At 69.1% G+C, this 24,324-nt stretch carries 24 protein-coding genes; 13 read left to right on the plus strand and 11 right to left on the minus strand.

Features of this window, described 5'->3' with window-relative positions:
• Positions 1 to 2 precede the first annotated feature (2 nt).
• From OX958_RS08295 to OX958_RS08315, 5 genes are all read left to right on the plus strand, one after another.
• Positions 3 to 227 (plus strand): hypothetical protein, encoded by a 225-nt coding sequence (locus tag OX958_RS08295; protein WP_270136611.1) that lies wholly within the window; start codon positions 3 to 5, stop codon positions 225 to 227.
• A gap of 134 nt (positions 228 to 361) precedes the next feature.
• Entirely contained in the window at positions 362 to 1,615 is a 1,254-nt protein-coding gene (locus tag OX958_RS08300) for a hypothetical protein (protein ID WP_270136612.1), read from the plus strand.
• An 84-nt stretch (positions 1,616 to 1,699) separates the two neighbouring features.
• A complete protein-coding gene (gene glmU / locus OX958_RS08305; RefSeq protein ID WP_270136613.1) occupies positions 1,700 to 3,175 on the plus strand; it encodes a bifunctional UDP-N-acetylglucosamine diphosphorylase/glucosamine-1-phosphate N-acetyltransferase GlmU in 1,476 nt (491 codons plus the stop codon).
• 14 nt (positions 3,176 to 3,189) lie between these two features.
• Positions 3,190 to 4,170, plus strand: coding sequence for a ribose-phosphate diphosphokinase (locus tag OX958_RS08310; protein ID WP_270136614.1), 981 nt, complete (start codon positions 3,190 to 3,192; stop codon positions 4,168 to 4,170).
• Positions 4,171 to 4,176: 6 nt separating this feature from the next.
• Entirely contained in the window at positions 4,177 to 4,941 is a 765-nt protein-coding gene (locus OX958_RS08315; protein WP_270136615.1) for an NAD(P)-dependent oxidoreductase, read from the plus strand.
• Between the two features lie 12 nt (positions 4,942 to 4,953).
• Here OX958_RS08315 and OX958_RS08320 read toward each other — a convergent pair whose 3' ends face one another.
• The 9 genes from OX958_RS08320 to OX958_RS08360 form a co-directional block, all read right to left on the minus strand.
• A complete protein-coding gene (locus OX958_RS08320; RefSeq protein ID WP_270136616.1) occupies positions 4,954 to 5,616 on the minus strand; it encodes a PhzF family phenazine biosynthesis protein in 663 nt (220 codons plus the stop codon).
• A gap of 51 nt (positions 5,617 to 5,667) precedes the next feature.
• Positions 5,668 to 6,531, minus strand: coding sequence for a cobalamin-binding protein (locus tag OX958_RS08325; protein ID WP_270136617.1), 864 nt, complete (start codon positions 6,529 to 6,531; stop codon positions 5,668 to 5,670).
• A 97-nt stretch (positions 6,532 to 6,628) separates the two neighbouring features.
• Positions 6,629 to 7,267 (minus strand): choice-of-anchor M domain-containing protein, encoded by a 639-nt coding sequence (locus tag OX958_RS08330; RefSeq protein WP_270136618.1) that lies wholly within the window; start codon positions 7,265 to 7,267, stop codon positions 6,629 to 6,631.
• Entirely contained in the window at positions 7,264 to 7,905 is a 642-nt protein-coding gene (locus OX958_RS08335) for a choice-of-anchor M domain-containing protein (RefSeq protein ID WP_270136619.1), read from the minus strand. The genes OX958_RS08330 and OX958_RS08335 overlap by 4 nt, the downstream gene beginning before the upstream one ends.
• On the minus strand, positions 7,892 to 8,785 hold the full coding sequence (locus tag OX958_RS08340; protein ID WP_270136620.1) for an anchored repeat-type ABC transporter permease subunit: 894 nt from the start codon (positions 8,783 to 8,785) through the stop codon (positions 7,892 to 7,894). Before OX958_RS08340 ends, OX958_RS08335 begins: the two co-directional genes overlap by 14 nt.
• Positions 8,782 to 9,528, minus strand: coding sequence for an anchored repeat-type ABC transporter ATP-binding subunit (locus OX958_RS08345; RefSeq protein WP_270136621.1), 747 nt, complete (start codon positions 9,526 to 9,528; stop codon positions 8,782 to 8,784). The genes OX958_RS08340 and OX958_RS08345 overlap by 4 nt, the downstream gene beginning before the upstream one ends.
• Positions 9,525 to 10,364, minus strand: a complete 840-nt coding sequence (locus OX958_RS08350) for a choice-of-anchor M domain-containing protein (RefSeq protein WP_270136622.1) — start codon at positions 10,362 to 10,364, stop codon at positions 9,525 to 9,527. The genes OX958_RS08345 and OX958_RS08350 overlap by 4 nt, the downstream gene beginning before the upstream one ends.
• Complete coding sequence (locus OX958_RS08355; protein WP_442913288.1) at positions 10,361 to 11,887, minus strand: anchored repeat ABC transporter, substrate-binding protein; 1,527 nt, start codon at positions 11,885 to 11,887, stop codon at positions 10,361 to 10,363. The genes OX958_RS08350 and OX958_RS08355 overlap by 4 nt, the downstream gene beginning before the upstream one ends.
• A 44-nt stretch (positions 11,888 to 11,931) precedes the next feature.
• On the minus strand, positions 11,932 to 14,001 hold the full coding sequence (locus tag OX958_RS08360) for a choice-of-anchor M domain-containing protein (RefSeq protein WP_270136624.1): 2,070 nt from the start codon (positions 13,999 to 14,001) through the stop codon (positions 11,932 to 11,934).
• Positions 14,002 to 14,340: 339 nt separating this feature from the next.
• Between OX958_RS08360 and OX958_RS08365 the strand changes: the two genes are divergently transcribed.
• From OX958_RS08365 to OX958_RS08390, 6 genes are read left to right on the plus strand one after another with little or no spacing between them, the layout of a single operon-like run.
• Entirely contained in the window at positions 14,341 to 14,964 is a 624-nt protein-coding gene (locus OX958_RS08365; protein WP_270136625.1) for a 50S ribosomal protein L25/general stress protein Ctc, read from the plus strand.
• Positions 14,965 to 15,006: 42 nt separating this feature from the next.
• The gene (gene pth, locus OX958_RS08370) at positions 15,007 to 15,582 is read left to right on the plus strand and encodes an aminoacyl-tRNA hydrolase (protein WP_270136626.1); all 576 of its coding nucleotides are present in this window, start codon (positions 15,007 to 15,009) and stop codon (positions 15,580 to 15,582) included.
• On the plus strand, positions 15,579 to 19,205 hold the full coding sequence (mfd, locus tag OX958_RS08375) for a transcription-repair coupling factor (RefSeq protein ID WP_270136627.1): 3,627 nt from the start codon (positions 15,579 to 15,581) through the stop codon (positions 19,203 to 19,205). Before pth ends, mfd begins: the two co-directional genes overlap by 4 nt.
• 28 nt (positions 19,206 to 19,233) lie before the next feature.
• Positions 19,234 to 19,938 (plus strand): hypothetical protein, encoded by a 705-nt coding sequence (locus tag OX958_RS08380; protein WP_270136628.1) that lies wholly within the window; start codon positions 19,234 to 19,236, stop codon positions 19,936 to 19,938.
• A 3-nt stretch (positions 19,939 to 19,941) separates the two neighbouring features.
• A complete protein-coding gene (locus OX958_RS08385) occupies positions 19,942 to 20,955 on the plus strand; it encodes a MazG family protein (protein ID WP_270136629.1) in 1,014 nt (337 codons plus the stop codon).
• Between the two features lie 42 nt (positions 20,956 to 20,997).
• A complete protein-coding gene (locus tag OX958_RS08390) occupies positions 20,998 to 21,846 on the plus strand; it encodes a phosphotransferase enzyme family protein (protein ID WP_270136630.1) in 849 nt (282 codons plus the stop codon).
• A gap of 2 nt (positions 21,847 to 21,848) precedes the next feature.
• On the opposite strand, the gene OX958_RS08395 is transcribed toward OX958_RS08390, so the two are convergent.
• Together OX958_RS08395 and OX958_RS08400 are read right to left on the minus strand one after the other, a co-directional pair.
• Positions 21,849 to 22,280 (minus strand): PIN domain-containing protein, encoded by a 432-nt coding sequence (locus OX958_RS08395; protein ID WP_270136631.1) that lies wholly within the window; start codon positions 22,278 to 22,280, stop codon positions 21,849 to 21,851.
• Positions 22,277 to 22,510 carry a hypothetical protein gene (locus OX958_RS08400; protein WP_270136632.1) on the minus strand — a complete coding sequence of 78 codons (234 nt, stop codon included), beginning with the start codon at positions 22,508 to 22,510 and terminating at the stop codon, positions 22,277 to 22,279. The genes OX958_RS08395 and OX958_RS08400 overlap by 4 nt, the downstream gene beginning before the upstream one ends.
• Positions 22,511 to 22,570: 60 nt before the next feature.
• Here OX958_RS08400 and OX958_RS08405 point away from each other — a divergent pair, with 60 nt between their 5' ends.
• Together OX958_RS08405 and eno are read left to right on the plus strand one after the other, a co-directional pair.
• The gene (locus tag OX958_RS08405) at positions 22,571 to 22,981 is read left to right on the plus strand and encodes an RNA 2'-phosphotransferase (RefSeq protein WP_270136633.1); all 411 of its coding nucleotides are present in this window, start codon (positions 22,571 to 22,573) and stop codon (positions 22,979 to 22,981) included.
• 59 nt (positions 22,982 to 23,040) lie between these two features.
• Positions 23,041 to 24,321 carry a phosphopyruvate hydratase gene (gene eno / locus OX958_RS08410; RefSeq protein WP_270136634.1) on the plus strand — a complete coding sequence of 427 codons (1,281 nt, stop codon included), beginning with the start codon at positions 23,041 to 23,043 and terminating at the stop codon, positions 24,319 to 24,321.
• Positions 24,322 to 24,324 lie beyond the last annotated feature (3 nt).

The raw sequence follows: 24,324 nt of genomic DNA on the forward strand, positions 1-24,324 counted from the left end.
GGATGACGCAACCGGTGAATGTCGAGGTCGACGGTCAACTCTTCGAAGTCCGCGAACGACCCGACGGCTCCGGCCACCACGACTTCACCTGGCTCTCGGGTCCCAACCCCGGCTACGGCTTTTCCTCGAAGACCTCCGACGGCTCTCCTCACTCCCAGACCGACCTGGTGGAGTCCATCCGCAGTTTTCTCGCTCAAGTCGACCCCGCCACCGGCTACATCGAGTGAGAAGCGTGCACAAGGACAGGAAGTAGTAGGTAGTTCAGCCGGCGCTCACGCTCAGCGCGGCGGGCGAATCGGACTGCGAAGCTACTACTGCCTGTCGCTGTGTACACGAGTGGGAGTTGGTGGGGAGTTCGTGAGTGCGTGACGATGTGGGAGTGCGCGGGTTGCGAGGGGTTCTGACGCCGGTGGGCGCGGTGCTGGTGGTGGTCGCGGGGTTGTGGCTGGCGATCTCGCCGGCTGACAGCACGGTGCGGCTGACCAGTGACGCGACTCATGGCGTGACGCTGCGGAGCATGCGGCCAAGTGGGACCGGCGAGATTGATCCGGTGCTCGCCAACGCCGTCGACGCGAGTTTGGCCCGGCGCGGGGTGGCGGTGCGGACGAACAATCTGGCGCTGTTCCTGCAGGATGTCGCGCCGGCGTTGCGGCCCAAACAGACCCAGCTCTTCCGCAACCTCAAGGCTGTCGGCATGAGCGTGACCTACCGTCGTGCCGAGCCTTGGGCGAACTACCGTGGCCAGCCGGGTACCTTCCGCGTCAGCATGCGGTACGTCCTCCATGGCAGCCGCCTCGGCCAGGCGGCCACGGACGTCGGTTACAGCTACGCCTTTCACCGCGGGCGTCTCTGGATGACCTCCGACCGCGCTCTCGATCAGGCGATCGGCTCCAACCGCCAGCCCTGGGACTTCGGCCCCATCGACGTACTGCGCCGGGTCAACGTCGTCGTGATCGTCAACCGAGGTCAGTTGCCAAGAGCCCGGAGTCTCGCGGACGAGACGGTGGCGTCGGCCAAGCGGGTTCGAGCGATCTGGCCCGGCCAACTGCAGACCGTCCCGTACGTCGTCGCGCTGCGGGAGCCGCAGGTCCTGACCGAGATCCCGCCGAGGCAGTTCGGTCCCGAGCCGATCCAGGTGCGGGCGATGCTGAGCCCCGCGATCGGCTCGATCCAGCCCGCCGGCGGTTGGGTCGTCATCCGCCGGACCACCGTCACGCCGGCACAGTTGACGCACGCGCTGATGCACCTTCTCCCGGTAAGACTTGGTGACGGAGCGCCACAATGGCTGGCCGAAGGCATGGCCCAGTACGCCGGGAACCAGGTGCTGCCCGCCGTCGAGCGGGCCAAGCTGCGAGCCGCGCTGACCAAGTCCGAGCGCCTGCAGCTCACCCGGCTGCCGAACGACGACGAGTTCGGGGCAGGGGCCGCCGATGCCATCAGCTGGGTCGCGGTGGAGCAGTTGATCGCTCGAGCCGGAGTGAGACCGGTCACGGAGTTCTACCGTCAAGTCGCCCGCCGTGGGTACAACGACGCTGCCACTGAGCGCCTGATGGTCGAATACACCGGCCTGACGAGTGCGCGGCTGGTGGAGTCCGTGCGAGGCTCGGCGGGTTGAGCCAGTAGGCTTGCTAAGGCACCGTTTCGAGTGCCCGTGAAGTTGTTCCAGCCGAACTCGCCGGGAACTCGAGGAGAAGACCGCGTGACTTCCCATCGTCCTGCCTCCGTCATCATCATGGCCGCCGGGCAGGGGACCCGGATGAAATCCGCCACCCCCAAGGTCCTGCACGAGATCGGCGGGCGCAGCCTCGTCGGGCACGCCGTGGTCACCGCCCGGGCCCTTGCCCCGGAGCACCTCGTCGTCGTGGTCGGTACCGGCCGTGAGCTGGTCGAGGCCCACCTGACCGAGGTCGACCCCGGCGTCCGGACCGCCGTCCAGGAGCAGCAGCTGGGCACCGGCGACGCCGTCCGTTCCGGCCTCACCGCCGTTCCGGCCGACTTCGACGGGACGGTCGTCGTCACGTCGGGTGACGTTCCGCTGCTCGAGGCCGACACGCTCAAGGAGCTCGTCGCGGAGCACGAGCGCAGCGGCAACGCGGTCACCGTGCTGAGCGCACGGGTGCCGGATCCGACCGGCTACGGCCGCATCATCCCCAGCGAGGACGGCAGCGTCGCGGGCATCGTCGAGCACAAGGACGCGACGCCCGAGCAGCGCGAGATCGACGAGATCAACGCCGGCATCTACGCCTTCGACGCGGCCACCCTGCGCGACGGCCTGACCCGGATCACCACCGACAACGCGCAGGGCGAGCTGTACCTGACCGACGTGCTGGCGATCGCCAAGAGCGACGGCAAGCGGGTCGGCGCGTACGTCACCGAGGACGCGATGCAGACCGAGGGCGTGAACGACCGGGTCCAGCTGGCCACCCTCCGCGCCGAGCTGAACCGCCGGACCCTCGACGGCCTGATGCGGGCCGGCGTCACCGTGGTCGACCCGAACACCACCTGGGTCGACTCGACCGTCACGCTCGACCGCGACGTCACCTTGCTGCCGAACACGCAGCTGCACGGCACCACCAAGGTCGCCACCGGCGCCGTGATCGGCCCGGACACCACGCTGACCGACATCGAGGTCGGTGAGGGCGCGACGATCATCCGCACCCACGGCTTCGGCGCGGTCATCGGCGCCCAGGCCACGGTCGGCCCGTTCGCCTACCTCCGGCCCGGTACGACGCTCGGCGTCAAGGGCAAGATCGGCACCTTCGTGGAGACCAAGAACGCCGCGATCGCCGACGGCGCGAAGGTCCCGCACCTGACCTACGCCGGGGACGCGACGATCGGCGAGGGCGCGAACATCGGCGCCGGCACGATCTTCGCCAACTACGACGGCGTCAACAAGTTCCACTCCACCATCGGCAAGTACTCCTTCGTCGGCAGCAACTCGGTGCTGGTCGCACCCGCCGACATCGCCGATGGCGCCTATGTCGCGGCCGGAAGCGCGATCGACGCTCCGGTCGGCGCCGGCGAGATCGCGGTCGCCCGCGGCCGCCAGCGCAACATCAAGGGTTGGGTCGCGCGCAAGCGGGCCGGTACGAAGACGGCCGAGGCCGCCGGAGCTGCACTCGACGCAGATGCTGCGGCGGGTGGCTCACAGAGCGACACTGGCGAGAAGGCGTAACGGGAGGCATGTCCATGAGCGGGATGAAACGCACCACCGAGAAGAACCTGATGGTGTTCTCAGGCCGGGCGCACCCCGCCCTGGCCGAACAGGTCGCCGAGCAGCTCGGGGCCGGCCTGGTGCCGACCTCGGCGTACGACTTCGCCAACGGCGAGATCTACGTCCGGTTCGAGGAGTCGGTCCGCGGCTCCGACGCGTTCGTGATCCAGAGCCACACCTCGCCGATCAACGAGTGGATCATGGAGCAGCTGATCATGGTCGACGCGCTGAAGCGGGCGTCGGCCAAGCGGATCACCGTGGTGCTGCCGTTCTACGGCTATGCCCGGCAGGACAAGAAGCACCGCGGCCGGGAGCCGATCTCGGCCCGGCTGATGGCCGACCTGTTCAAGACGGCCGGCGCGAACCGGCTGATCTGCGTCGACCTGCACACCTCGCAGATCCAGGGCTTCTTCGACGGCCCGGTGGACCACCTGATGGCGCTGCCGATCCTGAGCGACTACGTCCGCGACAAGTACGGCGACCAGCAACTGGCCGTGGTCTCGCCGGACGCCGGCCGGATCAAGGTCGCCGAGCAGTGGTCGGCCCGGCTCAACAACGCGCCGCTGGCCTTCATCCACAAGACCCGCGACATCGACCGGCCCAACGAGACGGTCGCCAACCGGGTCGTCGGCGAGGTCAAGGGCCGGGTCTGCATCCTGGTCGACGACATGATCGACACCGGTGGCACCATCTGCAAGGCCGCCGACGCGCTGATGGCCGACGGCGCCGCGGGCGTGGTGATCGCCGCGACCCACGCGATCCTGTCCGGCCCGGCCGTCGACCGGCTGAAGAACTGCCAGGCCAGCGAGGTGATCGTCACCAACACGCTGCCGATCGCCGAGGAGAGCGAGTTCGACAAGCTCACCACGCTGACCATCGCACCGCTGATCAGCCAGGCGATCCGCGAGGTGTTCGAGGACGGCTCGGTCACCAAGCTCTTCGACGGCCGCGCCTGACCCGCGATGCGGATCGCCGTCCTCCACCCCGGCGCGATGGGGTCGCAGCTCGCTCGTCAACTGGTTGCTGCCGGCCACGAAGTGCACTGGGTGCCGGAGGGGCGCAGTACGGCGTCGGTCGAGCGGGCCGAAGCGGCCGGTTTGATCGGTACGCCGTTCGCTGACGCGGTCGGGCCGGCCTCGGTGGTCCTCTGTTCCTGCGCGCCGCAAGGTGCGCTCGACATCGCCCGGCAGGTCGGGGCGACCGGGTTCAGCGGGATGTACATCGAGGCCAATCCGCTGTCACCGCGGTCGTTGCAGGAAGCGAAGGATGCGTTGCCGGACGCAACCTTCGTCGACGCCGGAGTGGTCGGTCCGCCGCCGGTGGGCGGTCCGAACCCGACCCACGTGATGCTGTCGGGATCGGCCGCGCAGGAGGCCGCGGAGCTGTGGGCCGGGACGGCGGCGACGCCGATGGTCGTCGGGGATCAGGTCGGCGCGGCCAGTGCGGCGAAGTCGGCTTTCGCCCTTTACAACAAAGGGAAAGCGGCGCTCGCGGTACTGGCGTTCGAGCTGGCGGAGAAGCATGGTGTGACGGCTGCGCTGACCGCGCAGCAGATCCGGCAGGACGGCGGGTCCTTGAAGGATCCGGGGCTGCCGGAGAGTCTGCGGAGCGTGGCTTGGCGGTGGGGGCCGGAGTTCGATGAGCTGGGCGAGACCCTGGACGAGGCCGGCCTCGAAGGCGATGCCGCGCGAGCGCTTCGCCAGGTCTGGACGAGACTGAGCGAGTAGGTGGGGTAGGGGTCAGTCGACCACTACGCGACCACCGATCTCGGCGTACGCCGGTGGGCCGGGCTGGGCGAGCACGATCGAGCCGGCGCCGTGCTTGATGGTGAGCCGCCGGCCGAGAGTCGCGGCCAGTCGCATCGAGGCCGAGCCGCAGGCCTCGTCCTCGGCGATCCCGAAGCGCTGACCGAAGACCCGAACCCGGACGATGCCCGCCGCCTCGTCCTCCCAGGCCCAGAGCTGGGTCGCGTCCTGCTCCGGGACCAGCGGGCCGGTCAGCTTGTCGACGGCTTCGGCCGACTCCAGTCGCTCGTGCCACCACGCGGGCGCCGAGGCGAGCGGCCCGCGGACCCACACGTCGGCGCCGTCCTGCCAGGTGTCGACCTCGCCGGCCGCGACCCGCAGTACGGCGGGCGCCTCGCCCAGTTCGCGGCCGACGATCCACGCGGCGCCGACGGCCGGGTGGCCCGCGAACGGAAGCTCGGTCAGCGGGGTGTAGATCGCGAACTCGGCCCGCTCGACATCGTCGAAGAAGATCGTCTCCGCGAAGCCGAGCTCGGCGGCGAACCTCTGCCGGTCGGCGGCCTCGGGAATCGAGCCACCGTCCAGTACTACGCCGAGCTGGTTCCCGTGGTTGCCGTGCGGATCTGCGAACACCCGCAGGACCTGGTGGTCAGTCATACCGCCAGTTAACCAGGCGGAATTCGCCGGACCGGCGAGCACCAGCGAGAACTAGCGAAGCCGGCGGGCCACCGATGGATCGACCGGCCCGTCGTGCAGCAGGCCGGCCAGAGCTTCGACACCGTCAACCAGTCTGGGACCTGGCCGGGCGAAACAACCGTTGGAGTCGACGGCCCAGACCGGTACCGCGCTCGGCAACACGCCCCGGTCGAGCAGTTCCTGGGTGAGCTCGCTGGCGCCGTCGAGGCCGAAGCCACAAGGGGCCGAGACGATCACTTCAGGACGAGCTGCCTCGATCGCCGGCCAGGTGGTGCGGACCGAGCGGAGGCCCGCCGTACCGAGGACGTTGACGCCGCCCGCGTGCTCGACCATCTCAGGGATCCAGTGACCGGGCGCGAACGGTGGGTCGGTCCACTCCAGCAGCATCACCCGCGTGTCGCCCTGGATGCGGACCTTCGCGAGCCGTTTCCGCAGCTCCTCGACCAGCCGGCCGGCCGAACGGCCGATCGCATCGCCGATCACCTCGATCGAGTGGAACACCTCGTCCAGGTCGTGTGGATCGGTGGTCACGACGGCTGACTGGCAGCCGAGGTAGCAGAGGGCTTCCTCGACGTCGTCCACGTCGATCGCACAGACGGCGCAGAGGTCCTGGGTGATGACGAGGTCCGGCGCGAGGTCGCGCAGCGCGTTGCGATCGAGCTTGTAGAGGTCCTCGCCGGCCGCGACCCGCTCCCGGACGGCGGTGTCGATCTGGGCCGGGGTGAGCCCTTCGGGCAGGTTGCTGGTGGAGACGATCCGGCGGGTCCTGGCCTGGCTCGGGTAGTCGCATTCGAAGGTCACGCCGAGGACGTCGTCGCCGGCCCCGAGAGCGAAACAGATCTCGGTGGCGGAAGGGAGCAAGGAGACGATCCGCATGACAAGACCTTACGGCCAAGGCGTTGCGCCCGCAGATTCGCGCGGGGGAGCAGCCGGGGGTCTTGGAGATGCGGCCGCATCTCCAAGACGGTGGGGCCTACGGCTGAACGGTGAAGGTGTAGGTCTTCTGGCCGGTGGTCACGGCGGCGCCCGCAGCCGTCTTGCCGGTGACTTCGAAGACGACGGCGTAGGTGCCGGCCGCCTCGAACGCCCAGTTGGCGTGGGCGTGCGTGTTGACCGCGAACGCCCGGGTGTCCGGAAGCCCGTTGCCGCTGTCGAACCAGACGCTCGGAGTGCCGAGCGAGCTGGTGCTGTAGACACTCACCTGCGCGGGACCGGTGACCGACACCAGTTTGACGGTGACGCTGTTGCCCTGCAGTGCTCCGCCGGGCACACCTTCGGTGTTGAAGCCCGGCCAGACGATGCTGCTGACCTGCGTCTGCGGCAGGATCCACACCGGCGAGCCCGCGGTACCGAGGAACGCGTACGACGCCCCGGACGGAACCGTGGTCCTGCTGGCCGGAACAGCATTCAGTACGACGTCCGCCGGGTTGCGGTCGACGTTCGGCGTGACCGTGCCGTCGCGCAGGTCGAGCGTCAGGGCGGAGCCCGTCCAGTCGACGTCGAGCGCGTCCACATGCCCCGACGAGATGGTCGTCAGGGCGTGGGCCGGCAGGACCTGGAGCATCGTGATCAGTGCCGCGGTGGCAGCGCCCGCGAGCACCCGGCTCTTCACCGGTTGACCTTGAAGGTGTAGACGGCGACGCCTGAGACCTTCTGGTTGGTGGCGGCCAGCGTGCCGGAGACCCTGACCTTCACCTTGTACGTACCGGCCGCCTCGAACGCCCAGTTGGCGTGCAGGTGGCCACCGGCCAACGTGCTGATCCGGTCCGGCAGGCCGTTGCCGCTGTCGACCAGGACGGTCGGTGCGCCGAAGGCATCGGTGGTGAAGATGCTGAGGTCGGCCGGGCCGGTGACGGCGACGACGTCGAGCTTGAGCGCGTCGTTCCTGAAGACACCGGGCTCGATCTCCTCGGCGCCGATCCCGGGCCAGAGCAGCGCCGGGTCCTGCACCTGCGGCAGCACCCAGGCGCGACCGCCCGGCGTACCGAGGAAGCTGTACTGCGGGTCGGCCGGAACGGCGATCTCCGAGCCCGGCTTCGCGACCAGGACGACCTCGGACGGCGCGTACTCGGCGGCGTTCGCCTCGTCGTGGACGTGCAGGTCGAACGCGCCGTCCTCGAAGGCGATCCCGACCACGTCGACGTGGCCTTGGTCGAGGTGGACCTTCTTGGTGGCATCAGCCGGCAACGCCAGGCCGGACAACGCGAGCACTGCCACGGTGGGCAATGCGACGCGGTTAATTGTGCGCATGACTTTCCTTTCGGGCTTGGGCGGGAACTACGGCCGCTGCAGGGGAACTGCGGCGGTGGCTGAGGAGGCCGTGCCGGGGCGCGAACACCCAGCAGGCGACGAAGACGGCGGTCGCCGTCAGCACGATCAATCCGCCGGCGGCGAGGTTGAACGCGTAGGACAGATAGAGCCCGGCCAGACCGGAGAGGGCGCCGATCAGCGGCGCGATCAGCATCATCGCGCCGATCCGGTCGGTCAGCAGCCGGGCGCAGGCGGCCGGCGTGATCAGCAGGGCGAGGACCAGGATGTTGCCGACCGCCTGGATCGAGATGACGATCGCGACCGTCACCATCGCGTACAGGGCCATGTCCAGCCAGAAGATCGGCAGGCCGACCGAGCGGGCCGTCTCCCGGTCGAGCCCGACGGTGACGAACTCCTTGTGCAACGCGCCGCTGACCAGGAGCAGGAAGGCACCGGCCACTGCAACCGTGCCGACGTCACCGTCGCTGATCCCGAGGACCGAGCCGAACAGGAACGACTCCAGCGATCCGCCGTACCCCGGGGCGGTGCTCATCACCACGATGCCGAGACCGAACGCGGCCGCGAAGAAGACGCCGATCACGGTGTCCTCCTTCAGCCTTCGGTTCTGCGAGAAGACGGCGACCGACAGCGCGGTGATCAGCCCGGCGACGATGCCGCCGACGACCAGGCTGGTCTGCAGGACGAAGGCGATCGCGATCCCGGGGAAGACGGCGTGGGCGACCGCGTCGCCGATGAACGCCATCCCGCGCAGGGCGACGTGGCTGCCGATCACGCCGCAGACCACGCCGGACATCAGCACGACCAGGAACGCGCGCTGCATGAAGACGTGCTCCCACGGCTCGGTGAGGAACTCGGTCATCGGGTCACCCCGAGGGAGTGCAGCAACTGCTCGGAGCGGGCGACGCCGAACGCGCGCAACCAGACGGCGGGATCCCTGAGCTCTTCGGGGGAGCCGTCCGCGATGACGGTTTCGTTGAGCAGGCAGAGCCGGCCGCAGGTGTCGGCTGCGGCCGGGAGGTCGTGCGTGGTCATCAGGATCGCGGTGCCTTCACTGGTCAGGGTGCGGAACAGCCGGGTGAGGATCTCCTGCGTCGGTACGTCGAGCCCGGTGAACGGTTCGTCCAGCAACAGCAGGCGCGGTCGCAGCGCCAGCGCGCGGGCGACCAGTACTCGCTGCCGCTGCCCGCCGGACAGTTCCCCGATCGGCCGCCGCTGGAGAGCTGTCAGGTCGACGCGTGCTAGGGCCTCGGCCACAACCGCCCGGTCGTCAGCACCCGGGCGCCGCAGCCAGCCGATGCGATGCGTCCGGCCGGTCATCACCGCCGTCCGCACGTCGACCGGGTAGTCCCAGACGAACTCGTGCCGCTGCGGTACGTACCCGATGCTTCCGCGCGCCTCGCGTGGCGTCCTGCCGTCGATCGCGATCACGCCGTCGCTGATCGGCAGCAGTCCGAGAAGGGAACGGAGCAGGGTGGTCTTGCCGGCGCCGTTCGGCCCGATCAGTCCGACGTGCTCGCCGCTGGCCACCTTCAAGTCGACGTCGTGCAGGACCCGCCGCCCAGCGAGATCGACAGCTACCCCGGCAACCTGCAGGACGCTCATACGACAGCCCGCCGACGCCGTACGCCGAACGCGACGCCCGCCCCGACGATGACGAGGCCGACCGCACCGCCCAGCCATGCCCAGTGGGTTCGGGCGGAGCTGCCCTCGTCCGCAGCCGACTGCTCGACGGTCGTACCGGCAGGTTGCTCGGGCCCTGACTTGCCTGCCGCGTCGGCGGCCTGCTCGAAGGCGTCGCGGGGGTTGCCAGGACCGGCGTACAGGCGGAGCGGGCGGCGGTCGGTCACGGTGGTGCCGTCGGTGAGCTTGCTGGTCATCGAGATGTCGAGCACGTAGGTGCCGGGCGCCGAAAAGGTCCAGTTGCCATGGACGTGGGTGTTCACGTCGACGCCGGTCTCCTGCGGGAACGGCTTGCGGCTGTCGAAGACCGGGGCCGGTTTGCCGAAGTCGGAGTTGAGGAAGAGCGTGAAGGTGCCGGGACCCTTGACACCGTTGAGCGACCAGGTGACCTCGCGGTCGACCCGCTTCGCCACCTCGGGCTCCTGCGTGTTCCAGCCCGGCCAGACCACGCCGGGTTGCTGTACCTGCGGAATCACCCAGATCTTCGCTCCGGCCGGGCCGAGGAAGGCATAGGCAGGATCGGCGGGAACAACCAATGTCGTCTTGTCCGTCGCCTGGACGACGACGTTCTCCAGTGGCCGCCAGACCATCGGATCACCGCTGTCGTCCCGCAACTGGATCGTCCACCTGCCGTCCACGAACCGCGGTCCGAGGTCGACGTGCCCGTCGGCGATCACCACCTGATCGGCCGGCGGCGCCGGAGTGGCCGCCGGAACAATTGCCGTTGGCAACAAAAGTGCGGTGAGCAGCAAGGTCATCTCTTCTCTCCCAGGCAGAGCAGCAGTTCGTCGGCGTTGTGCCGCATCATCGCGACGTAGGACCGGGCGTGGTCGTCGAAGGAATCGCCGTAGATCGAGCAGACCCGGACGCCGCGGTCGTGCGCGACCTGGGTCAGCACGGACGCGCGCTGGGCCAGGTTCGGCTCGGTGAACACGGCCGGCACCTTCAGGTTCCGGATCGTCTCGGAGAGCTTGCGGACCTGGTCGACACTCGGCTCCTGCGCCGGATTCGGTACGACGAACCCGGCCACCTTCATCCCGTACGCCGATGCCAGGTACCCGAACGCGTCGTGCGTGGTGATCAGCTGCCGCCGGTCGACCGGGATCTTCGCCAGCTGCGACCCGACATAGGCGTCCAGCTCGTCGAGCTCTCGCAGGTAGGTCTTCGTGTTGTCCTCATAGGTCTGCCGGCCGGCCGGATCGACGTTGACCAGGGTGTCGCGCATCAGCTGCACATACGCCTTCGCGTTGGCCACGTCCTCCCACAGATGCGGGTCGATCTCGCCGTGCACGTGCTTGCCGAGCACCGCCTGCGGGAGCTGGTGGAGTTGCGCTCCCGCCTGGCCGAGAAAGCTGAAGCGCGGATCGTCAGGCACCGTCTCCAGCGCCTTGCCCGGTACGTCGATGACAACCCGGCCCGCCGGTACTACGGACTGCGCGGCGCCGGTCTTGCCCTTCCGCGGCTCGGCGCCGGCGCGTTGCACATCGGAGTACGCGTAGACCTGGCCGGTGTCGAGATCGACGGTGAGGTCGGTGTGGCCGTCGTCGAGCACCGTCGGCTTGCCGCCGTCCGCGGGCGGGACCTGATGCGGCTCGACTCCGACGGCGAAGGTGAAGGTGCCCTTGCCGAGCGACTGCAAGGGCTTGCCGCCGCCGTTGTCGAGCTTGCCCTCAAGGGTGAGGTGGTAGACGCCGGGCTCGGTGAAGGCCCAGTTGAGGTGCGTGTGGGCGGCGGGTGGCAGCGTCGTACTGGTGGAGAGGTCGGTCGAGTCGAAGTAGCGGTCGGGCTGGCCCAGCGATTCGGTCAGGTAGGCGACCAGCTTGCCGGGGCCCTCGATCTTGGTGGCGGTGAGCTGGACGGACGACGTACGGGTGGCGCCGCGGGCCTTGCCCGAGCCGCGGACCCGGAGACCCAGCCAGAGCACGTCGAGCCCGATGTCCTCGACGAGCGGGATCACGTGTGCGCCGTACGACTCGGCGGCCTCGGCCAGCGAGACGTTGGGGGTGCCCTTCGGTGCGTTCGCGTCGATGGTCTTGATCAGCGACTGCGGTTCCAGCAGGAGGTGATTGGTGAAGGTGACGTCGGCCTTGGCGACGCGCTTGGCATCCGCCGGCGTCGGCTCGTAGGAATGCGGATCTCCACCGGCCGGGACCAGCGAGGTCGCCTCGACCCGATCGCCACCGACGCGCTGCACCAGGTCCGCCAGGATCTCCGTGGTCGCAACCACATGGAGCTTCCCGTCGGCGCCGGCCGCACTGCCCGCACAACCACCAGCCGCCAGTACTGCGAACGCAACCGCCGCGGCACCGAGCCACCTGCCGCGCCTCACGCTTCACTCCGGCGACGACGAGTGGCAACCAGCGTCACGACACCGATCACGACCAGAGTCGCTCCGCCGCCGATCCAGGCGGGCCCGATCTCCGCGCCGGTCGAAGCCAGCTTGCAGTTGGTCGCAGAGGGGGGAGACCCGGCCAGCAAGACGTTTGCCGCCGCTGCCCGGTCGGCGCCGCCTGACTTGCCGGGGCTCCACCACTGACCAACCTGCGTTTTGGTACTGCTAGACCCCTGAGCTGAGCGGCGAGACCCTGCGGCCGGCCGACTTGGTGTGTGGTGGCGGTCCGCCGCTCCGACCTCCGCGGGGTGGTCGGCTGCCGGTCGAGCGCCGCCGGAGGCGTTGGAGCCCGGAACGGCTACCAGGAAGGTCACGGTGGAGGTAGTGGTGGAGCGGGCGCCGGTCTTCAGGGTGGCGGAGTGGGTGAAGGTCGCCTGGTAGGTGCCTGGTTTGGTGAAGGACCAGTTGCCGTGAGCGTGAGTGCCGAGCGGAATCCTGTACGTGTCAGGCAGGCCGTCGGTGCTGTTGAAGATGATCTTGGGCTGACCGAAGGAGTCGAACTCGAAGACGGCGATCGCGCCGGGGCCGGTGACCTTGTCCAGCCGCCAGTCGACTCCGGTGGTGAGTTGGGCGGCGGTGATCTCCTCGGTGTTCCAGCCGAGCCAGATGACGCCGTCCTTCTGGGTCTGAGGGATCTGCCAGAGCGGTGAGCCGGCGGGGCCGAGGAAGGCGAAGGCGCCGCCGGGGGCGCGGGTGGCGGCCGCGGCGGTCAACCGGATGGCCACCTTCGCGGGGTCACGCCAGACGGGGGTGCCGGGGGCGGTGCCGTCCTTGATGCGGGCGGAGAGGCGCTGGTTCTCCAGACGTACGGCGTAGTCGGCGTGGCCGGTCGAGAGGGTCTTGCGGGCGGGGTTGGGAGTGCTGGGGGTGGTCGGACCGGGAGTCGTCGAGGTGGGAAGAGACGAGGTGGGGTTGGTGGTCGGGTTCGGGGTTGTGCTGCTGGTGGAAGTGGTGGCTGGAGAAGTGGTGGTGAGGCAAGGCGGCAGGGGTGGGCGAGAAGTTGGTGCCTGGGTTGGGATTCGCGGCGTTGGGCGTTGCGGTGGTGCAGCGGGAGGGCTGCTCGGCGATGTTGTTGGGCTTGGGGTTGGGGTTGGGGTGGCGCTGGGGCGGGTGGTGGGAGGGGTGCTGGGCGGCAGTGAGGAAGGAGGGACGGGTGGCGAGGTTCCTGGCGTGGGAGTTCCGGGCGAGGTGGTTGGCGGAGTGCCCGGCGGGGTTGTCGGTGGGGTCCCCGGAGGAGGCGTCGTCGGCGGGGGAGTGGTGGGCGGGGTGACCGGCGGAGTGGTGGGTGGAGTGGTGGGCGGGCTCGTCGGAGGTACGGCGACGTACGGGCCTACGACGAAGGTGTAGGTGACCGGGCCGGAGGTGAGGGGAACGCCGGCGGTCGTGGTGGCGGTGGACTGGAAGGTCAGGTGGTAGGTGCCGAGGGCGGTGAAGGCCCAGTTGGCGTGGACGTGACGGCCGATGGGCTGGTGGACCGTGCGCAGGGCCGGGTCGGCGGCGCTGAAGAGGCGCTCGGCGGCGCCGGTGAACTCGTCGAAGTTGAAGAAGATCTCGACGTTGCCGGGGCCGGTCGCGGTCAGCAGGGTCAGGTCGATCGCGTCGCCGGCGAGGGCGCCGGGGGCGATCGTCTCGGTGTCCCAGCCGGGCCAGAGCAGTTCGGGATCCTGGGACTCCGGTGCGATCCAGACCGGATCGCCGGGCCTGCCCAGGAACGCGAAGGCCGGCAGGTCGGGCAGCTCCACCCGCGCCGACGCCTTGTCCTCCAGGTTGAAGATCAGTCCGGCCGGGTCCGCCTCGCGGTAGTCGCCCAGGCCGATCCGGGTGTTCAGCCGAAGCGCCGATCCGTCGTACGTCGTGTGCAGGGCGTCGGTGTGGACCGCCTGCAGCACCTCCGGCGACGGTTCGGCGGACGAGTGCAACGGCACGAGCGCGAGGCAGCAGGCGACGGCGGCGGTCAGCGTGGTGAGGAGGGCAGCACGGAAGCGAGGGTGAGTGGCGGTCACCGGACGAACTTAACTGATTTGACAATCATTTTCATTAAGGCCGGTCGGGACTGAGCGCGGCCATGCGGGAAAGTCGTCACGATCGGCGCCCCGGAAAGTCACCCTCGGAACGGATTTCCTGTCTGGGCAAGATGGTGAGTAGACTGTTTTGGTTGCCTCGGCGAGGGACGCCCCCCGGATACAGCCACGCTCACCCGTGACCTGTCGGGAGCGGCTCCGTGATCGACGCGGTGGTTCGTTGCCTGACGCCTTTCCGGAGTCAAGACGTGCCCGCTGAGGCCAGCAGCTTGCAAGACCACCGACATAACACCACCGCAACGCACTTGAGGAGTTCATCTCGTGGCCGAGGTCAAGATCCAAGCCGAGTCGCGCACGGAGTTCGGCAAGGGTGCTGCCCGCCGTATCCGCCGGGACCACAAGGTGCCCGCCGTTCTCTACGGCCACGGCACGGACCCGGTGCACATCACGCTGCCCGGTCACGACACCATGCTGGCGCTGAAGACCGCGAACGCGCTGCTGCTGATCGAGGTCGAGGGCTCGGAGAGCCTGCTGGCGCTGCCGAAGCAGGTCCAGCGTGACCCGATCCGCAACACCATCGAGCACGTCGACCTGGTCATCGTGAAGCGCGGTGAGAAGGTCCAGGTCGAGATCCAGATCCACGTCGAGGGCGACGCGGTCTCCGAGACCCTGGTCGTGGTCGAGAACCAGACCATCCTGGTCGAGGCCGAGGCGACCCACATCCCCGACGGCGTCGTCGTCTCCGTCGAGGGCCTGGAGGCGGGCGCCCAGATCCACGCGTCCGACCTGAAGCTCCCGGCCGGTACGACGCTGGCCGTCGAGCCGGACACCCTGATCGTCAACGTCACCGCGGCCCAGACCGCCGCGCAGGCCGACGCCGAGATGGCCGAAGCCGAGGCCGAGGCCGGTATCGAGCGCGACGAGCCGACCGCCGCCGAGGCGTAGTCAGCACGCCGTACGACAGCTTCGACAGGAGGGCCGGGATCCGTGGCGGACGACGTGTGGTTGGTCGTCGGGCTGGGGAATCCCGGCCCTTCCTATGCCCGGACCCGGCACAACGTCGGCCAGCTGGTCGCCGACGAACTGGTCTCCCGGGTCGGCGGCAGCTTCAAGCAGCACAAGCAGGCCAAGGCCGAGGTGGTCGAGGCCAGGATCAGCGGGATCCGGACGATCCTGGCCAAGCCCAGGTCGTACATGAACGAGTCCGGCGGCCCGGTCTCCGGCCTGCTGAAGTTCTTCAAGGTCGAGCCGGCGAGCCTGATCGTGCTCCACGACGAACTGGACATCGACTTCGGCGTCCTCCGGGCCAAGTACGGCGGCGGTGACAACGGCCACAACGGTCTGAAGTCGATCCGGAAGTCGATCGGCACCGGCGACTACTATCGAGTGCGCGTCGGCGTGGGGCGTCCGCCCGGTCGGCAGAGCCCCGCCGACTTCGTGCTGAACGAATTCTCCTCAACCGAACGCAAAGACCTTCCGTTCGCGGTGGATCGCACCGCCGACGCGGTCGAGTCTTTGCTGACGGATGGTCTGGAAGTCACCCAAGGGAAGTACAACTCGTGAAACTGGCCGGCCTGGTCGACACACTGATCACCGATCCGGTCGTGGCCGAGGCTGTCCGTGACGCCCGGAACGACGGGGTCACGACGCTCGACCTGAGCGCTCCCGGGCCGGTACGCCCGGTGCTGATGGCGGCCCTCGCGGCCGCCCGCGGCGCGGATCGGCCCGTACTGGCCGTGACGGCCACCTTCCGGGAGGCCGAGGAGCTCACCGAGGCGCTGCAGTGCCTGGTCGAGCCCGGCACGGTCGCCTACTACCCGGCGTGGGAGACGCTCCCGCACGAGCGGCTGTCGCCGCGCTCCGACACGGTCGGCCGGCGCCTCGCGGTACTGCGCCGGCTCGCGCACCCCGATCCGTCGGACGAGACCACCGGCCCGATCAAGATCCTGGTCGCCCCGGTCCGTTCCGTCCTGCAGCCGCAGGTCGCCGGGCTGGCCGATCTCCGCCCGGTGCAGTTGCACGTCGGCGACACCGCCGAACTCGAGGACGTCACCGAGCGGCTGTCGGCAGCGGCGTACAACCGGGTCGACCTGGTCGAGCGACGCGGCGAGTTCGCCGTCCGCGGCGGCATCATCGACGTCTTCCCGCCGACCGAGGAGCACCCGCTGCGGGTCGACTTCTTCGGGGACGACGTGGAGGAGATCCGGTACTTCGCGGTCGCCGACCAGCGCTCGCTCGAGATCGCCCAGCACGGTCTGTGGGCCCCGCCGTGCCGCGAACTGCTGCTGACCGACGAGGTCCGCGCACGCGCCGCGGTACTGGCCAAGGAGCACCCGGAGCTGTCCGAGCTGTTCGAGAAGCTCGCCGAAGGTCACGCGGTGGAAGGGATGGAGTCGCTCGCGCCCGTCCTGGTCGACGACATGGAACTGCTGGTCGACCTGATGCCGGCCGGCACCCACGTCGTGGTCAGCGATCCCGAGCGGGTCCGGGCGCGGGCGCACGACCTGGTCGCGACCAGCCAGGAGTTCCTGGAGGCGTCCTGGGCGGCGGCCGCCGGTGGTGGTGAGGCGCCGATCGACCTCGGTGCCGCGGCGTACATGTCGCTGGCCGACGTCCGGTCGCACGCGCTGGCGAAGGGCCTTGCCTGGTGGAGCATGTCGCCGTTCGCGGCGGCTCCGGCCGACGTGCCGGGCGACCTGCGCGACTCGATGGGCGAGCGCGTCTCGATCGACATCGACACCGAGGCCGGAGCGGTTCGCAGCCGCCAGGTCGCGGTCCGCGAGGTCGACCCGTACCGCGGTGAGACCGCTGCTGCCGTCGAGGACGTCCGCGGCTGGCTGCGGGACGGCTGGCGGGTCGTCTGCGTCACCGAGGGGCAAGGACCGGCACAACGGCTGGCCGAGGTGTTCTCCGAGGCGGAGCTGCCCGCGCGCAGCGTCGACAGCATCGACGAGATCCCGCCGACCGGCGTGGTGCAGATCTCCCAGGGGCAGCTCGATCGCGGATTCATTGCCGAAGGCATCAAGTTCGCGGTACTGACCGAGAACGACCTGGCCGGTCAGCGATCGGCCGCCGAACGGCGTTCCCAGCAACGGATGCCGAGCCGCCGCAAGAAGACGGTCGACCCGCTGGAGCTGGCCCCCGGCGACTACGTCGTGCACGAACAGCACGGCGTCGGCCGGTACGCCGAGATGCTCCAGCGCACCGTCGGCACCGGCTCCCAGAAGGCCACCCGCGAGTACATCGTGATCGAGTTCGCGCCGAGCAAGCGCGGCCAGCCGGGCGACCGGCTGTACGTGCCGACCGACCAGCTCGACCAGGTCACCCGGTACGTCGGTGGCGAGCAGCCCACGCTCGACAAGATGGGCGGCGGTGACTGGGCCAAGCGCAAGGGCCGCGCGCGCCGGGCGGTCCGCCAGATCGCCGGCGAACTGATCAAGCTGTACGCCGCGCGCCAGGCGACCAAGGGGCACGCCTTCGCCAAGGACACGCCCTGGCAGCGTGAGCTGGAGGACGCGTTCCCGTTCGTGGAGACGCCCGACCAGCTGGCCACCATCGACGACGTCAAGCACGACATGGAACGCGTCACGCCGATGGACCGGATCGTCTGTGGAGACGTCGGTTACGGCAAGACCGAGATCGCGGTACGGGCCGCGTTCAAGGCCGTCCAGGACGGCAAGCAGGTCGCCGTTCTGGTGCCGACCACCCTGCTGGTCCAGCAGCACTACGCCACCTTCGCCGAGCGGTACGCCGCGTTCCCGGTGAACGTGGCGCCGTTGTCGCGGTTCCAGACCGAGAAGGAGTCCAAGGGGACGCTGGACGGGCTGGCCGACGGATCGGTCGACGTCGTCATCGGCACCCATCGGCTGCTCGGTGGTGAGGTCGCGTTCAAGGATCTCGGCCTGGTCGTGGTGGACGAGGAGCAGCGCTTCGGCGTCGAGCACAAGGAGCAGCTCAAGCAGCTCCGGACCGCGGTCGACGTACTGACGATGTCCGCGACGCCGATCCCGCGGACGCTGGAGATGTCGATCACCGGCATCCGCGAGATGTCCACCATCGCCACCCCGCCGGAGGAACGGCACCCGGTGCTGACCTTCGTCGGCGCCTACGAGGAGGGCCAGGTGACCGCCGCGATCCGGCGCGAGCTGCTCCGCGAGGGCCAGGTCTTCTTCGTCCACAACCGGGTGAACACGATCGAGAAGGCCGCCGCCCGGATCCGCCAGCTCGTTCCGGAGGCCCGGGTGAGCGTCGCCCACGGGCAGATGCCGGAGCACCAGCTCGAGCAGGTCATCCAGGGCTTCTGGGAGAAGGAGTCCGACGTCATCGTCTGTACGACGATCGTCGAGTCCGGGATCGACATCTCCAACGCCAACACGCTGATCGTCGAGCGCTCCGACCTGCTCGGCCTGTCCCAGCTGCACCAGCTGCGCGGCCGGGTCGGCCGTGGTCGCGAGCGGGCCTACGCGTACTTCTTCTTCCCGCCGGAGAAGCCGCTGACCGAGACGGCGCACGACCGGCTGGCCACCATCGCGCAGCACGCCGACCTCGGCGCCGGCATGCAGGTCGCGATGAAGGACCTCGAGATCCGCGGCGCCGGCAACCTGCTCGGCGGCGAGCAGTCCGGTCACATCGCCGACGTGGGCTTCGACCTGTACGTCCGGCTGGTGGGCGAGGCGGTCGCGGAGTACCGGGGTGACACCCAGGCCGACGAGCCCGAGGTCAAGATCGAGCTGCCGATCGACGCGCACCTGCCGCACGACTACGTCCCGTCCCAGCGGTTGCGGCTGGAGATGTACCAGCGGCTGGCCGCGGTGCGCGACGAGGCCGGGATCGCGGAGCTGGTCGAGGAACTGCACGACCGGTACGGCGACATCCCGCAGCCGGTGCTGAACCTGATCGAGGTGGCGAAGTTCCGCAACCACGCCCGGCAGGCGGGGCTGCAGGACGTCACTCTGCAGGGCAATCTGATCAGGTTCGGGCCGGTCGACCTGGCCGATTCGAAGGTGCTGCGGCTGAACAGGCTGTACCCGAAGAGTCTGGTCAAGCCGCAACTGCGTACGATCCTGGTGCCGAGACCTGTCACCCGGCCGGTCGCCGGTCAGCCGCTTCGCGATCAGGAGCTGCTGCAGTGGTGCACCCGGCTGATCGACGACGTGATCGCCGAACCGGCCCCGGTACCGGCATGACCATGAACTGGAAACGCGAGGAGATTCGGTGAGCACAACGCGTCGGCTGCGGACGGCCAAGGTGCAGGTAGTGAGCGCGGCCCTGGCCTCGGTGCTGCTGCTCGGCGGTTGCGCCGCCGGCACCCACCCGGGCGCGGCGGCGTCGGTCGGTGGCGAGGAGATCAGCGTCGGCGACGTCGACAAGAGCACCGAGGCGATCCAGACCGCGATCGGTGGCGGGCAGGTGACGCCGACCGTCGTCCTGGGTCTGCTGGTGGACAACGTGCTGGCCGGCCAGGTGCAGGAGCAGCGCTCGATCACCGTCACCGAGGCCGAGATCGACCAGGCCTCGAAGGTCGTCTTCGACCCCCAGGTGTACGAGAAGTTCGTCGCCGACCCGGTCACCAAGGACTTCCTGCGCAACTCGGCCCGCGCGCTGGTGGCCCGGATCAAGCTGGCCGGCGGCAGCGGCTCGATCAAGGACCCGCAGGCACCGGCCCAGAACACGGCCGGTACCAAGCTGGTGGAGGAAGCGGCGAAGAACATCGACGTCGACGTCGCCCCGCGCTACGGCAAGTGGGACGGCAGCAAGGTCTCCAACGGCGAGCAGGGTGAGGACACCGGCTCGCTGTCGGTGCTGTCCGACCAGACGAAGGCGGCCAAGAAGCCGCCCGCGGGCCAGCAGCAGCAGGAGCAGCCGCCGGCCGAGCAGCCGCCCGCTGAGCAGCCGCCGGTCGAGCAGCCGCAGGGCTGAGTTTTGTCGGGTTCGGTCAAGGTCGTTCTGACCAGTCCGCGAGTCGCGCCCGGGTTGCTGACCCGGGCCGGCTGGCAGGTCTTCGCCGCCGCCGACCACATCGGCGCGTCGGCCGGACCCGAGCGCCCCGACGTCCAGGCGCTGATCGGGTCCGGACTCGTGGTGCAGCACATCGACGGTGACGTCGGCGAGCAGTGGACGTGGCTCACCGGCGCTGCCGCGACGGGGTGTCAGGTCGCGTGGCTGGTCGGCGAGGACGGTGAGCCCGCGCTGCTGCGAATGATCGCCGACGAGCTGAGCCGGGAGCCGCGACCGGCGTACGAGGTGGAGATCGTGCACGGCTCGTACGACGTACCGGGGGCGCGGCTGATCGACCTGGTGCGGGTGATGGACCGGTTGCGCCGCAACTGTCCGTGGGACCAGGAGCAGACCCACCACAGCTTGGCGCGGTACCTGCTGGAGGAGACCTACGAGACGCTCGAGGCGATCGACTCGGGCGACTACGTGCATCTGCGCGAGGAACTCGGCGATCTGTTGCTGCAGGTCGCTTTCCACGCGCGCATCGCCGAGGAGATCTCGGAGGAGGACGACGGGTTCTCGATCGACGACGTCGCCGGGGGACTGGTCGAGAAGCTGATCCGCCGCCACCCGCACGTCTTCGCCGACGTCACCGCCGCGGACTCCGCGGCCGTCGAAGCGAACTGGGAAACCATCAAGGCCGCGGAGAAACAACGCACCTCGGTCCTCGAAGGCATCCCGCTGGCGCTTCCCGCCCTGGCGCTGGCCGACAAGGTTCTCGGTCGAGCCGCGAAGATTCTTCCTGCCGACGCCCAGGGCCTTGGCACTGCCGAGTTACCTGCCGCGGCTGACCCTGCCTCCCCGGAAGACACCCTCATCGGGGCTGAACTCCTGGAGCTCGTCCGCAAGGCTCGTGCGCTCGGCGTAGACCCTGAGCAGGCACTCCGATCGGCCACGCATCGCCTGGCCGACCACGTGCGGACCGCCGAAGCTCAGTAATTCCTTCGACGCGCACGGTGACCGCCTGACAGGGTGGCCGGCGTGGAGCTCACCGACGTACTGGCGCAGCGCTGGGGTCTGAGCGTCGACGGCGCGGACGTGCTGGACGGCGGGATGAACTCGCGAACCTGGCTCATCGTCTCCGGCGGCTCCAAGCTGGTCGCGAAGGCCGTCAAGCGGGGCGATTCCTCGTTCGAGCCCGGGCTGGAGCTGGCTACGCGCCTCGCTCGTTCCGGCTTGACGACCGGTGCGCCTGTGCCGAGCACCAGCGGGCGGCTGACTGAGCCGTGGGGCGAGCTGCAACTCGCAGTACTGGATCACGTCGACGGCACTCCACTAACGGGCACACCGGAGGACCAGCGAGCCATCGGTACGACGCTCGCGCGGGTGCACGTGATCGCGCAGGAGCCGGCCGGTGACGTGGAGAAGTGGTTCGAGCTGGTCACCTGCCTGGACGCCTATCTGGACCTGGAGCCTTGGATCCGCCCGGCCGTCGAGAGCGCGCTGGACGCCGTACGGGCTCTGAACTCCCTCACTTGGGCCGGCCTCCACGGTGACCCGTCCCCGGAAGCGTTCATCCGTCAACCCGACGGCGGCACCGCCCTGATCGACTGGGGCAGCTACATGATCGGCCCGCTGCTCTACGACGTCGCCTCAGCTGTCATGTACGCCGGCACGGACACCCACCTGATCCCCGCCTACCTCGCCGCCCGCCCCGACCTGACCGAAGAACTCACCACCGGCCTCCCCGCCTTCTCGCGCTTCCGCCACGCAGTCCAAGCCGCATACTTCGCCTGGCGCGTCTCCACCGACGACCAAACCGGCCTCACCACCGACAACGGCAACCAAATCGGCCTCACCCACGCCCGAACCTGGTTCAGCTCGCACTGAACTCAGAGTTTGTCGGCGGCGACGACCGAGACTCTGGACTCGTCACCGACCAGGGCGATCAGATCGCCGAGATCGGAGGTCGCGATGACGATCGGACCGGGCTCAGCGAGGGCGGTGGCGACCAGAATCGCATCTACCGCCTGCCCGGATCCCAGGCCGGCAGCACCGATCAGCTTGCCCGCACGTTCACCGACCGCTTGAGTCACCGGCTGAACCACGACGCCGCCGAGGATGCGGTAGACCCCTGCATCGCGTGCGGTGCCGCGCAAGGCTTCAGCAAGGATCGCGGCCGAGGTGACCACTCGGCGGCCATCGAGGTATGCGGCCTGCAACCTGACGTACATCGCGCGATCGGTCGCAGCCCGCGACAGGCCCTCGTTGTCCAGGACAAGAGTTCCCTGCGCGGCAGAAGGCACCCGCTTGCGAGGGCTCACCGACCGGGCCATTCGGCACGAGCCTGAGCGAGTTCTTCCTCGGTCACCGGCCCATGCTGCTCCGCCAGTTCGGCCAGCAGATCGCCGAGCCGGTCGTGCTCCAGCTGGCGAACCAGCGCGTCAGTCACGTACGCCGAAACGTTGCCCCGGCCGGCCCGTGCCCTGAGCTCGGCAGCCAGGTCGGAGGGAATGGTGACGCTCACCTTGTCCGTGCGTGCCGGTTCACCCATGCAGTCATCCTACCGTTGGTGGGATTGGCTCTCCATTCCTCGTCTGACACGCTTTGGCTCGTGAGCCGGGTCAGCAGGCAGTTGTCGCGACTGCTCAGACACATCGCCGGTGAGCGGGGACTCGCCATGGCAGCAGACGGCTGGGCGTCGATCGAAGACGTCTGCAACCTGCTAGAAGTGGACAGTTGGCGACGGGTGAGGCCGGCCGGGCTGCTCTGGCACGGCACCAACCTGACCGTCCTGGACGCGATCTTGCGCACCGGCCTGCGGCCGGGACGGCGTACTCATGTGCACCTTGCGCCGGCCCAGAACAGTCACGTGGGAAGGCGATCCAGGGTGGACGTCCTGCTCGGAAGCGACCCCCAGCGGCTCGGGCAGCCTGTTTTCGTGGCGCCCAACGGGGTTCTGCTGGTCCGTGAGGTTCCGCCGGATGCAATCGTCGAAGTACTGAAGGCGGACGCGGTCCACTGAGGTGTCTGGTCTGGCCGCTAGGCTCGGGGCTGACATCAGGTGTGAACAAGGGAGTAGATGTGGCCACCATCGAGGCCGTCGGCGCCCGCGAGATTCTTGACTCGCGCGGTAACCCCACTGTCGAGGTCGAGGTTCTCCTCGACGACGACACCGTATCCCGGGCGGCTGTGCCGTCGGGAGCTTCCACCGGCCAGTTCGAGGCCGTCGAGCTGCGTGACGGGGACAAGTCCCGTTACGGCGGCAAGGGTGTCCAGAAGGCCATCACGGCCATCCTGGAGGACATCGACAAGGAGATCGTCGGCTACGACGTCCACGAGCAGCGGCTGATCGACCAGGCCCTGATCGACCTGGACGGTACGCCGAACAAGTCCAAGCTGGGCGCGAACGCCATCCTCGGCGTCAGCCTCGCGGTCGCCAAGGCCGCCGCCGAGAGCGCCGGTCTGGACCTCTACCGCTACGTCGGCGGGCCGAACGCGCACGTGCTGCCGGTGCCGATGATGAACATCCTCAACGGCGGCTCGCACGCGGACAGCAATGTCGACGTGCAGGAGTTCATGATCGCCCCGATCGGCGCGTCGACGTACTCCGACGCCCTGATGCAGGGTGCGACCGTCTACCACGCGCTGAAGGCCGTGCTGAAGGAGAAAGGCCTGTCCACCGGCCTCGGCGACGAGGGCGGCTTCGCCCCGAACCTGCCGAGCAACCGCGACGCGCTGGACCTGATCCTGGTCGCGATCGAGCGGGCCGGCTTCAAGCCCGGCGAGGACATCGCGCTGGCGATGGACGTGGCCGCGAGCGAGTTCCACACCGACGGCGTCTACGCCTTCGAGGGTGGCAAGAAGTCGTCCGACGAGATGATCGCGTACTACGCCGACCTGGTCGCGTCGTACCCGATCGTGTCGATCGAGGACCCGCTGAACGAGGAGGACTGGGAGGGCTGGAAGAACCTCAGCGCCCAGCTCGGTGACAAGATCCAGGTGGTCGGCGACGACCTGTTCGTCACCCAGGTCGAGCGGCTGCAGCGCGGCATCGACGAGAAGGCGGCCAACGCCCTGCTGGTCAAGGTGAACCAGATCGGCTCGCTGACCGAGACCCTGGACGCCGTCGACCTGGCCCACCGCAACGGCTTCGCCTGCATGATGAGCCACCGTTCCGGCGAGACCGAGGACACCACGATCGCCGACCTCGCGGTGGCGACCAACTGCGGCCAGATCAAGTCCGGCGCCCCGGCCCGGTCCGACCGTACGGCGAAGTACAACCAGCTGCTCCGGATCGAGGAGGAGCTCGACGACGCGGCCCGGTACGCCGGCCGCTCGGCCTTCCCTCGTTTCAAGGGCTGACGA

It is taken from the genome of Kribbella sp. CA-293567, assembly GCF_027627575.1.
Classification (GTDB): Bacteria; Actinomycetota; Actinomycetes; order Propionibacteriales; family Kribbellaceae; genus Kribbella.

Coding starts and splice junctions, on each gene's coding strand:
- OX958_RS08340 (WP_270136620.1), bottom strand. CDS start 8,785: ATGACCGAGTTCCTCACCGAGCCGTGGGAGCACGTCTTCATGCAGCGC.
- OX958_RS08325 (WP_270136617.1), bottom strand. CDS start 6,531: ATGCGGATCGTCTCCTTGCTCCCTTCCGCCACCGAGATCTGTTTCGCT.
- OX958_RS08345 (WP_270136621.1), bottom strand. CDS start 9,528: ATGAGCGTCCTGCAGGTTGCCGGGGTAGCTGTCGATCTCGCTGGGCGG.
- OX958_RS08315 (WP_270136615.1), top strand. CDS start 4,177: ATGCGGATCGCCGTCCTCCACCCCGGCGCGATGGGGTCGCAGCTCGCT.
- OX958_RS08295 (WP_270136611.1), top strand. CDS start 3: ATGACGCAACCGGTGAATGTCGAGGTCGACGGTCAACTCTTCGAAGTC.
- OX958_RS08350 (WP_270136622.1), bottom strand. CDS start 10,364: ATGACCTTGCTGCTCACCGCACTTTTGTTGCCAACGGCAATTGTTCCG.
- OX958_RS08310 (WP_270136614.1), top strand. CDS start 3,190: ATGAGCGGGATGAAACGCACCACCGAGAAGAACCTGATGGTGTTCTCA.
- OX958_RS08320 (WP_270136616.1), bottom strand. CDS start 5,616: ATGACTGACCACCAGGTCCTGCGGGTGTTCGCAGATCCGCACGGCAAC.
- OX958_RS08400 (WP_270136632.1), bottom strand. CDS start 22,510: ATGGGTGAACCGGCACGCACGGACAAGGTGAGCGTCACCATTCCCTCC.
- OX958_RS08335 (WP_270136619.1), bottom strand. CDS start 7,905: ATGCGCACAATTAACCGCGTCGCATTGCCCACCGTGGCAGTGCTCGCG.